Here is an 11745-nt window from a genome sequence, read left to right on the forward strand (position 1 = left end):
TACTCTATTTGTTTATAATCCAAGTATTGCATGCATTTTTATCTTCCAATCAATATAGTATTTATAAACCATCTTATTTTACAGATTAATATATAAAATAAGCTGCATCATTTTACAAACAATTTCTTTAATTAAATAGTTATCATAAATACATATTAAAAATATTACTATTTACAATTAATTTACTATTGAAAATATTTTGCATTTATAATATAATTTCTACTATTAATTAACATAATATCGGAGAATGCATGCCTGATAAAAGAACGATATTAAATGGAAATGGAGTTGGCGATGATGTGGCTATAGGAAATTCTTTTTTTTATACTCCATACCTGAATACACCCATATACAAAATAGAAGAATCTGATGTAGAAGAAGAATATAAACGATTTGATGAAGCTGTCAAAAAATCTATAAATGAAATAGAATTATTACAAAATCATGTAGATAATAATATCAAAAATATATTACATACTCATATATTAATGCTTCAAGATAAAGTAATAGAAAAACAAGTAAAAGAAGAAGTTAAAGAAAAATTACTTAATATAGAACATGTATATGATACTATAATATCAGGATATCTTAATAAATTATCATCTATAAATAATAAAATGCTTTCAGAAAGAAGCAGCGATATAGTTGATATAAAATCAAGACTGATAAGAAATTTAATACAGCCTCATTCAGGAGATTATTCTCAGGCACCAAAAGATAGTATTGTAATAGCAAAAACACTTACACCTAGCGATGTATTAAAATTTAATGCCATAGGAGTTGCGGGATTTATAATAGAAAGCGGCGGATATACCTCCCATGCGGCAATACTTGCTAAATCTTTCGGCATAACAACTATATTCAACATAGCCGACATATCAAGCAAAATAAAAAACGGAAGAAAAATAATAATAGACTGTAAAAGCAATATAGTTATAATGAATCCAAGCAAAATAGATATAGATAATTATACTATATTGGCAGAAAATATAAAAAAATTAAAAGAAAAATTAATATCAGATGCTAGAGAAAAAGCTTTAACAAAAGATAATATAGAAATAAAAGTACATGCTAATATAGATATGCCTGAAGAAATAGAAAGTTTATTAAAGTTTGGTGTAGATTCTATAGGCTTGTATAGAACAGAATTTTTATATATATTTTCAGATGAGGAAATAGCATCAGAGCTTCCTACAGAAGAAACTCAATTTCAAGTATATAAAACTATAGCCTCTAAAATAAAAGGAAAAGTAATAATACGAACTTTAGATATAGGCGGAGATAAAATATCACCAGCTTTGGGATTAGAGTTCAAAGAAGATAATCCTTTCTTAGGGTGGCGTGCTATAAGATTCTGCTTATCTAATAAACAATTATTTAAAGATCAGATAAAAGCACTGCTTAGAGCTTCTCATTATGGAAATATAGAAATAATGATTCCTATGATAAGCACTTTAGAAGAATTTATTGAAACTAAAAATTTTATAGAAGATATTAAAAGAGAATTAAGAAATGAAAATAAAAATTTCAATGAGAAAATAAAAATAGGGGTTTTAATAGAAACGCCTTCAGCTGCTGCTATAATAGATTTAATAGTAAAAGAAGCTGATTTCTTATCCATAGGCTCTAATGATTTAGTTCAGTATATGATGGCATGCGACAGAACTAATGAAAAGCTGATATACTTGTATAATCCTATAGATATATCAGTTCTTAGGACATTAAAAAGAGTTATAAAAATAGCTAATGAAAATAATAAGCCCGTAACTTTATGCGGCGAAATGGGAGGTGTTCCTGAATATACTCCTGTACTATTAGGACTAGGAATAAGAGAACTTTCAATGTCTGTAACATCTATTGCTAAAGTAAAAAATATTATTAGAAACATAAGCATAGAAGAATGCGAAGATTTAGTAAACAAAATGCTTGATAAATGCGATAATAATTTTTCAAGGTCAATTTTAAAAGATTTTTTAAGAAAAACATACAAAATTAATTAATGAAGGTAAATTAAATATGAATAAAATATTACTAAGTATAATTGTATTAATATCTGCTGTACTCATTAGTTCATGCAAAGCTGCAGATTCAATAAATGAGTATAGAAAATTAAAAGATATAGAAAGTACAGAAGATTACGGACCTTTGGGAGACTTTTTAAAAACTCTGCCAAAAACAGAAGAAGAAAATGCACAATCTCCGTATAATGAACTTACAACATTCATCACAGGAAGAAATCAAATATTATCATCAAGCTATAAAGAAGGTTTTGAAACTTTAGCAAGATTTTTATTCACCTACCCTTCAAGTTATTATGAAAGCGAGGCATCATATCTTTTAGGACAGGCATTAATATATATGGTAGAAAATGAACCGGCATATATAGAAGAATTCTACACTCAATTATTATCCGAGGGTATAGTTGAAGGCGAAGAAAATAATGATGATGAAGCGGTTACAAACTTACAATCCTCATTAAAAAATATATACAATCAAATGGGAATAATAGCAAAAGACGGACAATACTCTTTTAATGGATATATATTTGACAGAATACTCCAAGATGAAGAAAGTGTTTTTCCTCTGAAAGATTTTGCTTACTACTTCAGCATAAGACATAGATTCAGCAGCATACAAAATGAAAATGACAAAGCTAAATTTATTACAAATATTACTTATTTAAGAAGATTCTCAGACAGATACAGAACAAGCGTACTTCAAGACAGCATATTACATAATCAATCATATTTCCCTGATAATCTGCCTTTTACTTTAACTTCTGCCGAAAACAAAAATTATAAAGACACTATGGAAACTGTACAAAAAAGAATAGATGCTATAAAAGCAGAATTTGAAGAAGAATACTATGTTATAGGAAATGGAATCATAATAAGAGACAGAATACCAGCAATTACTCCGGGTACTGAAAAACAACTCTATACATTATATAATTATGATTTTGTAACAGTGCTTAATAAGACAAATGTATATAATCCTAAAGAGAGGGCAAGAGAAGATTGGGCTTTAGTAAAATATGATACTTATTACGGACCTATAGTAGGCTGGAGCTATTTAAGATATATGACAAATAATATTCAGAATATGGAAGATATATTTGAAAATTATAAGGCAGCTATGAATTCATATAAAAATTATGACTATTTAAAATCATCAGACTTCTTCTCTTATATACTTAATGATCCTAATACAAATTATTTCACAGATAAGTCAGTATATTTCCTATGGAAAGTTAATAATAAAATAGGAGAATTAGTAAGTTCAAAAAATAATCCTTATTATAAATATGTATTAGATTATCCTAAATATTTTTATTATAATACTAATAACAATGTACTTCAAAGCTCTACTTTATTGTATAATTATTTAGTAAAAATACTTCCTAATAACCCTTACAGATTTGTTATAAGCGGAGACAGTGAGGCAGAATACAGCGTGGATTAATTTAATAATTAGGAGCATATATGAATGAGAATATAAAATTTATAACAGATTTTATAAAATGCGATTATGAAATACTTGAATGCGGACTTAAAGATGATACTAAAATAATGAATTGGTATAAAGAAAATTTGGAGAAAGGAAAAAAAGAAGGATACACTCCTTTAATAATAATACCTACAGATATACTCACTGAAGCGATTGAAATGTTTTTGGAAGATAATGATGCAGAAATTGAAGATTCAAAAAAATTAATAAATGAATATATAGAAAAATCCAAAGAAATAAACTATAAAGAATATTTGCATCAGAATATTGAAGATATTTATGATGATAAAGAATATATTGAAGAAATAAAAAAATCATTCAATGCTCCTATAGTAGAAGGCTTTGAAGTTGTAAATAGTTTTTGTTCCTATTATGATTATAGTTTAGATAATCCTGTTACGGTTGATTTAATATTAGCAAAAATTCCTACTGTTAATCCTTATGAATTGGCATGCTATATTCCTATGGGCGGATTTAATGACTGTCCTAATCATGAAACTCAGACAGCAATTTTCAAGTATTGGTATGAAAAATATAATGCCTATCCTGCAGTAGTTGGTTATGATACTTGGGAGCTTTGGGTAGAAAAACAGCCTCAAACTGACGAGGAAGCTAGAGAACTTGCTATAGAACATTATTATTTCTGTTTTGACAGAGTTGATCAATCTGGCGAAGATTATGATCATGGAAAATTAGCTGGTACATTATTAAAATCAGATGTTTGGTATTTCTGGTGGGATTAATACATTTTTATAATTGACTTTTATATTTATTAATTTATAATCTTTCTTGATTTTTATTTACTATTATAGGGTATACTAATTTTTAGGGGTAAATTATGGAAGAAAATAGTATTCAAAATAACAATGCAAATGAAAAAACAAATACAATTAATGATATAAATAGTAAAATAGGAAAAATATTAGAAAATAATTTAATATCAAATTTAATAATTATTTTTATAGGTCTTATTTCTTCAGCATTTATTACAGGTACTGTTTTAATGTTTATGAATAATAGAATTTCTAGATTCATTACGGATTCTGAATATTTGTTTAATTTAATCACTTCATTTGTTCATTTATTTTATTTTTTATCTTTAAGTTTAATATTTTATATAAATAAAAATTTCAATTTAAAAAATATATTGATAACATTTTTATCAGTTATTTTTATATTAATTGTAGATTTAAGTACTAGTTTTTTTATAAGAAATGTTGCTATAGATAATAATGATTTTTTTGTACAAATTTCTATTATAAAATATATATTTAATAATATAATATTTTTTATAATAATAGCTTTATCATATAATGGTTTTCAAATATTAAATTCCAAAACTATTTCAGAGTTTTTCACATTTTCTGCAGATATATCAATATTTGCGGGTTTAATAGTAGGCATAGTATCAACAGTATTTGGAATATTTGCAGCAATAGTTTTATTTTTAATGAAAGATATTATTGGATTCATAAATGAAGACATCATAATTAAATTAGCAATTTTATCAATGACATTCTTTACATCATTATTTCCATTTTTGGTATATATAGTTTATCAAAACATGAAAACTAATATTTCAATATATTTATCAAGAATATTAATGCCTTTTAGTTTATTATTTATATTTATACTTTTGATTCTTTTATTAATGCCTGATATAAGACCTTATGATAATAGAGTTACTTTTATACTCTATAACATTATGCTTGCTATAATTGTATTGAACATGTTCTTTATAAGAATAGATTATAAATCAAGTATATTTACTAAGGCTTTATATATTGTTCTTCCTATAATAGCTATTATTTTTGATATATTAGTATTAACTTCTTCTTTGTACAGATTAATAGAATACGGTATAAGCCCAAATAAAATAACATTAATAGGTACAAATTTAGTTATGTTAGGCAATTTAATTTTTATAACATTTTTTAACATCAAGTCTATACTAATAATATTCAAAAAACCTGATAGTATTCCAAATATCAAAGAAATCACTATTGGAGATACTAAATCAGTATTTTTTATATATATTTATGGTATATGGGCTTTTATAGTATGTTTTATAATACCTATATTGTTTTCATTATTTAAATAAAAATTAATTATGAATTGACATAAAAATAAAATATTTTATAATGCTATTAGGCAATAACTATACAGTTTATATAAGTTCATAATATGGCTGAACGTTTCTACCAATTACCTCAATAATTGACTATAAGTTTTTATGCCTTATTTTAATTAACGGAGGTATCAATATATGTCTAGTCTATTTATCAAAAATGCTTCTTCTATAGTTACATGCGATAATAATGATACGGTTTATAATTCCAGCAATATTTTTATAGAAAATGGAGTTATAACTTATATCGGTAAAGAAACAAAAGAAGAAAAAAATGCTGATAAAATAATTGATGCTTCAGGCTGTTTTGTATATCCAGGACTTATAAATACACATCATCATTTATTTCAAATATTCACTAGAAATCTGCCTCAGGTTCAGAATATGGAATTATTTGAATGGCTTACTAATCTATACGAAATATGGAAAAATCTTAATAACGATGTTGTGTATTATAGTTCTATGACAGCAATGGGAGAATTATTAAAAACAGGCTGCACTACATGTTTTGATCATCATTATTTATTTCCTAATAACAATGCAGAAGGAATATTGGATTCTCAGTTTGCTGCTGCTAAAGATTTAGGAATAAGAATGTATGCCTCAAGAGGAAGTATGGATTTAAGCAAAAAAGACGGAGGACTTCCACCTGATTCTGTGGTTCAATCAATAGATGATATTTTAAAAGATTGTCAGAGAGTAGTTGAAAAATATCATGACAGCTCAAAATACTCTATGAACATGGTGGCATTAGCTCCTTGTGCTCCTTTCAATGTTACAGGTGAATTATTAAAGCAGTCTGCTATTTTAGCTAGAGATTTGAAAGTAAGACTTCATACACATTTATGCGAAACTAAAGATGAAGAAGTTTTCGTTAAAGAAAAATTCAATATGCGTCCTTTGGAATACATGGAATCTCTTGGCTGGGTTGGCGAAGATGTATGGTATGCTCATGGAATTCATTTTAATGAAAAAGAGTTAAAATATTTGGCTGATACAAAAACAGGTGTAGCTCATTGCCCTATATCAAATATGAAATTAAGTTCAGGAATTTGCAAAATACCTGAAATGATTGAATTAGGGGTGCCTGTAGGTTTAGCAGTTGACGGAAGTGCAAGCAATGACGGTTCCAGCTTACTTGAAGAAATGAGAGTATGCTATTTACTTCATAGACTCAATTCAAGCAATAAAGCTCCTAGTGCTTATGATATATTAAAAATAGCCGCAAATGGAGGAGCAAAAGTTTTAGGCAGAGATGATATAGGAAGTTTGGAAATAGGAAAGGCAGGCGATTTATTTATTATAGATATGCGAAAATTAGAAATGGTAGGGGCTAATTTCGATGCTAAATCTTTATTTGGTACTATAGGATGGAAAAATACTGTTGACTATACCATTGTCAATGGAAAAGTTGTTGTAGAAAAAGGAAAAATCATCACTATAGACGAAGAAAAAATATATAAACTTGCTTATGACACAGAAAATAAATATCTTAGTAAAGCAAGACAATAATTGACTCCTTATTTTATACACACAAAATATATGCACGGCTTTATTTATAGAGCCGTGTTTTTTATTTTTTATAGTTAATTTCTATTTTATATAATTGACAAATATATAATATAATGTAACATTCAAATAATATGGAGTGATTACTATGATGAAAAAAATTTATATTATTTTAATTTTTATATTAATAACAATATTATCATGTCAAAAAAATAATATTTTACATCCTAAAGAAAGCGGTAACCTTGTAATAATTCATATGAATGATACACATGGAAAAGATGAAGAAGAAAATGGAATATACGGAGCTGCTAGAAGAGCTGCTTATATTAAACAAGTAAAGTCAACTAATGATAATGTTTTGGTTCTTCATGCTGGAGATACTATTACAGGCAGTATTTATTCCACAGTTTTCAAGGGACAAGATGAAGTTAGAATTATGAATGAGATTGGAGTAGGTGCTGCAACAGTTGGAAACCATTTTGTAGATTATGGACTTGATAATTTTAATCAAATAATAAAAGACAGAAAATTTCCTACTCTTTCAGTAAATATAAAAAATAAATCAGATAACAGCTATTATGCCAAGCCATATATGGTTACAAATATAAACGGTATAAAAATTGCTGTAGTAGGCGTAACTGTAAAGAATGCAGGATATAATCCTCAATACACTCAAAATTTAGTATTTGAAGATGAAATACAATCATTACAAAATTTCATGTCAGAAATTCCTTTAAATACTACTAATGATGTTACAATACTTCTAAGTCATGCCGGATATAATGTTGATATAGAAATTGCCAATGCCATGCCTAATATCTTTGATGTTATAATAGGAGGACATACTCATACTGTACTTCAAAATGCTAACACTGTAAACGGCACACCTATAGTACAGGCAGGTTGTTATGGGCAGTATTTAGGAAATATTAATTTAAATGCCAATAATGGAAATGTTTCAAGTTTCAATTATAAACTAATTCCTATGGATAGTAATATAAAACAAGATCCTGATATGCTTGCTTTGGTTAATGAAATGAAGACTCAGGTAGAACAGGAATCTAATGTAAGGATAGGTACTTTATCTGAAGATTTACCTCTTAATGTTACAGAAATTAGATCTAAATCTACACCTTTAGGAAATTTTGTATGCGACTTGATATATGATTCTAATCAGCAAGGAGATAAGGCTGATATTGTTTTCATAAATGCCGGAGGAATAAGAGCCGGATTTACAAAAGGAGACATAACATTAGCAAATGTAATGACAGTTTCATCTTTTGATAATGAAGTAATATTGGTTACATTAACAGGAAAAGATATACTTGATATATTAAAGGTAGCATGCAAAAAAAGTACAGTAATTGCCGGAAATTCAGGAGGAAGTTTCCTTCAAATGTCAAGAGGAATGGAAGTTATATACAACAGCAGCGGAGATTTAATATCTGCTAAATTAAATAATACTGCTATTAATGAATCACAATCATACAGAGTAGCTTTATCTACATTCATATATAACAGCAGCGATTATGTTAATATTACTCAGAAAGGACAGAATATTAATATGACAGGAAAAGACTGCAGAGATGATATGATATCAAAAATTAAAGCTCTTGGAAATATAGACAGCAGTTATATAGATAATACAGTTAGAATCAATATTCAGTAAATAAAAAATATATACAAATATCATACTTAATTATTTAAATTAAGTATGATATTTTTTGTTTTAATTTTTTATATTAAAATTTTCTTTTTAATACTATAGCTTTATGAGGGCATAATTCCTGACAGCAGTAGCATGATATACAATGTTTATAATAATATTCAGGCGGATAATCTTTACCTTTTTTCTCAAAATTAAGTGCCAATGGTGTTACAGGACAAACCTTGACACATACTCCGCATTTTACACATTTATTTTTTTCTATTACAGGTTTAGGTATTATAGTTGCAAAAAGTCTTTTAATAATAGGGAATCTACTTAACTTCATTAAACTCCTTCCTATACCGACACCTTTATGAGGTTTTTTGAAATCTGTTACTTTTACGCTTTCTATACCATCACCGACAACTTCTATTTCTTCTTTATTTGAAAAGCCAAGTTTAAATCCCATTTTTAAAGTAGGTATAGTATTATAATCAAATGATATTATTTGAGAAGCAACATAATCCAAAGCAACTGCATCTGACGACACTATTAAAGCATTAACTTTTCTAGGATTTCCATTTCTAGGTCCGTTTCCTTCCATAGCAAGAATTCCATCCATTATATAAAGCTTAGGGTTAACAAGTTTATTCAAATCAAGAAGCATAGTAGAAAAATCTTCAAAATCTGGAAGCTTCAAATGATATTCTGCCTTTCTAAAACCGGGTATGCATCCGAATTGATTTTTTACTGCCCCTGTCATAGTTGTAAGGGCATGCGATTTCAATTTTGGTAAACTTATTATTACATCAGCTTCCTGTATAGGCTTTGCTATAGTAAAACTTTTCTCCTGTACCCCATCATCATAAGTAACTCCTACAGGTTCCTCAAAATCTGCATATTTAACATTTAATTTATTAGCTATTTCATCTATGCCGGACTTCAATGCTACACTGCTTCCCTTACCTATTCCCGGAGAATCTCCATAAGAAATGTTTTTAGTTTTTTCCTGAAGTATAGATACAACAGCTTCAAATACTACAGGATGAGTTGTTACAGATCTTTCGGCAGTTTCAGCAGCTAGAAAATTGGGCTTAAGCAATACCTTATCATTTTCTTTAACAAATACATCTATTCCTCCAATCAAATCTATAGCTTTTTTAATAGCAGATTTTACTTCTTCAAGATCATAATTTTCGCATTTTATTACAGCAACTTTACTCATAATCTTATCCTCAAATTAAAACTGTATTTATATTATATAAAAATTACTTTAATTGTAAATAGATAAAATTATGAATTACAAACTTTATAATTTTTAAATTTTACTTATAAAAGTATGCAGTAAAATTCTATTACATCTCTAAACGCACGCTAAATAATACTTAATTTATAATTTAAATTTTTATTATTATTAATCTTATATTATTAAGCATATTCACCGTGCGTTAATTAAAATATAATTTCAAAAAAAACTTGGGCGGGCAGCTAAAATAACAGTTAAAATTTAAAAGAAATAAAATACCAAAATAACAAAAATGATAGAAAGCCTATAGGGCGGGGTATGTAAATATAGTTTTAAAACTTATTTTCATTCCCACCCTCTATATTAAATAATTTATTTTGAATTTTAAATTTTCTGTTTTCTTATTGCTTAATTAGAATTATAAGGCACCCACCCAAGTTTTTATAAAATTTATAATCAATACAACGCACGCAGAGCAAAATTAAAAATATAAGATTATTTTAAATTATAATCAGAATAAAAATTGAAGTTCTGTTTACCGTGCGTTAAAGAACTTTTAATCATATTTTAAATGATTTTATTTATCATTCTTGTAATATTTGTATCTATTTTCTTTATATCTTATTGATACATCTTTTCCGAATAGTTTAAATCTTATATAATTATATTTATATTTTGTTTTTTTATAATAATCTTCAATTGTATTAGACTCTATAAGAATAATAAACTCTTTGGAAAAATACTTATTATAATCTTCTGTACTTATATTTTTTATGGCTTTATTTAAAGTGGATTTTATTATATCGAAAACTTTTTTCTCATCTTCAACTGTAAAATTTTTTGTTCTGAATGCTAAAAATACTTCGCCTTCTATATATTTAGCAAACGATAATGACTTACTTTCCCAAAAATTATATTTAGTGTAGAAATCTTCTAATATTTCCAAATATTTTTTTATATCGTTAGATAATTTTTTGATATTTTTTTCTGTATTTTCAGTTGACTGCCCATCTCTTTTTACATAATGATAATTTGTATTATATTCAAAACTAACATTTTTTGTATACATTAGAAGTTCATGTGAAAATATACCATCTTCACCAGGATGTAAATTAATTGGATATCTTAAATATTTATAATTATCTAATATGGATTTTTTTATAAACATAGACCAAGTAGGAAGTGCCGAATGATAATCTTTATTTACTCTTTTATCTAAATTCCAAAAAGTGCTTAATACCACTAAATCACTGTTATTCTTTTTAGCATTATTATAAAAAACTTCAATAAAATCATTATCTATATAGTCATCGCTGTCCATAAAGAATATATATTCGCCATTTGATTTTTCTATACCGTCATTTCTTGCAGCAGATACTCCGGCATTTTTTTTATCTATTATAATGATTCTATTATCTTTATATGCATACTCTTTTAATATTTCAAGAGAATCATCAGTAGAACCATCATTAATACATATTATTTCTAAATCCTTGTATGTTTGATTAACCGCACTATCCAAGCAAGTATACAAATATTTTGAAACATTATAAACAGGTATTATTATACTAACCATAATCTTTTATATCCATATAAACTTCAATTTGTATATTAATTAGTTATATTATAACAAATTATTTTTTAAAGTACATCATATAAAAAAAGAGAGGCTAAAAAATACCCCTCTTTTACAAATTTATTTAA

At 26.6% G+C, this 11745-nt stretch carries 8 protein-coding genes and 1 riboswitch; of the genes, 6 read left to right on the forward strand and 2 right to left on the reverse strand.

Features of this window, described 5'->3' with window-relative positions:
- Nucleotides 1–251: 251 nt before the first annotated feature.
- The 6 genes from ptsP (at nucleotide 252) to BFL38_RS06070 (ending at nucleotide 8816) form a co-directional block, all read left to right on the forward strand.
- Nucleotides 252–2000 (forward strand): phosphoenolpyruvate--protein phosphotransferase, encoded by a 1749-nt coding sequence (ptsP, locus tag BFL38_RS06045; protein WP_069726215.1) that lies wholly within the window; start codon nucleotides 252–254, stop codon nucleotides 1998–2000.
- A 16-nt stretch (nucleotides 2001–2016) separates the two neighbouring features.
- Nucleotides 2017–3462, forward strand: coding sequence for a tol-pal system YbgF family protein (locus BFL38_RS06050; RefSeq protein ID WP_069726216.1), 1446 nt, complete (start codon nucleotides 2017–2019; stop codon nucleotides 3460–3462).
- 20 nt (nucleotides 3463–3482) lie between these two features.
- Nucleotides 3483–4250 (forward strand): DUF4253 domain-containing protein, encoded by a 768-nt coding sequence (locus BFL38_RS06055; RefSeq protein WP_069726217.1) that lies wholly within the window; start codon nucleotides 3483–3485, stop codon nucleotides 4248–4250.
- 95 nt (nucleotides 4251–4345) lie between these two features.
- Entirely contained in the window at nucleotides 4346–5608 is a 1263-nt protein-coding gene (locus BFL38_RS06060; RefSeq protein WP_069726218.1) for a hypothetical protein, read from the forward strand.
- Between the two features lie 46 nt (nucleotides 5609–5654).
- Nucleotides 5655–5751, forward strand: a riboswitch (purine riboswitch).
- A 22-nt stretch (nucleotides 5752–5773) separates the two neighbouring features.
- Nucleotides 5774–7147, forward strand: a complete 1374-nt coding sequence (locus tag BFL38_RS06065; RefSeq protein WP_069726219.1) for an 8-oxoguanine deaminase — start codon at nucleotides 5774–5776, stop codon at nucleotides 7145–7147.
- Between the two features lie 145 nt (nucleotides 7148–7292).
- Entirely contained in the window at nucleotides 7293–8816 is a 1524-nt protein-coding gene (locus BFL38_RS06070; RefSeq protein ID WP_083249394.1) for a bifunctional metallophosphatase/5'-nucleotidase, read from the forward strand.
- Between the two features lie 73 nt (nucleotides 8817–8889).
- On the opposite strand, the gene BFL38_RS06075 is transcribed toward BFL38_RS06070, so the two are convergent.
- Together BFL38_RS06075 and BFL38_RS06080 are read right to left on the reverse strand one after the other, a co-directional pair.
- Nucleotides 8890–10020 (reverse strand): DUF362 domain-containing protein, encoded by a 1131-nt coding sequence (locus BFL38_RS06075; RefSeq protein ID WP_069726220.1) that lies wholly within the window; start codon nucleotides 10018–10020, stop codon nucleotides 8890–8892.
- A gap of 598 nt (nucleotides 10021–10618) precedes the next feature.
- Nucleotides 10619–11617 (reverse strand): glycosyltransferase family 2 protein, encoded by a 999-nt coding sequence (locus BFL38_RS06080; protein WP_069726221.1) that lies wholly within the window; start codon nucleotides 11615–11617, stop codon nucleotides 10619–10621.
- Between the last annotated feature and the right edge of the window lie 128 nt (nucleotides 11618–11745).

The organism is Brachyspira hampsonii, assembly GCF_001746205.1.
Taxonomy (GTDB): domain Bacteria; phylum Spirochaetota; class Brachyspiria; order Brachyspirales; family Brachyspiraceae; genus Brachyspira; species Brachyspira hampsonii_B.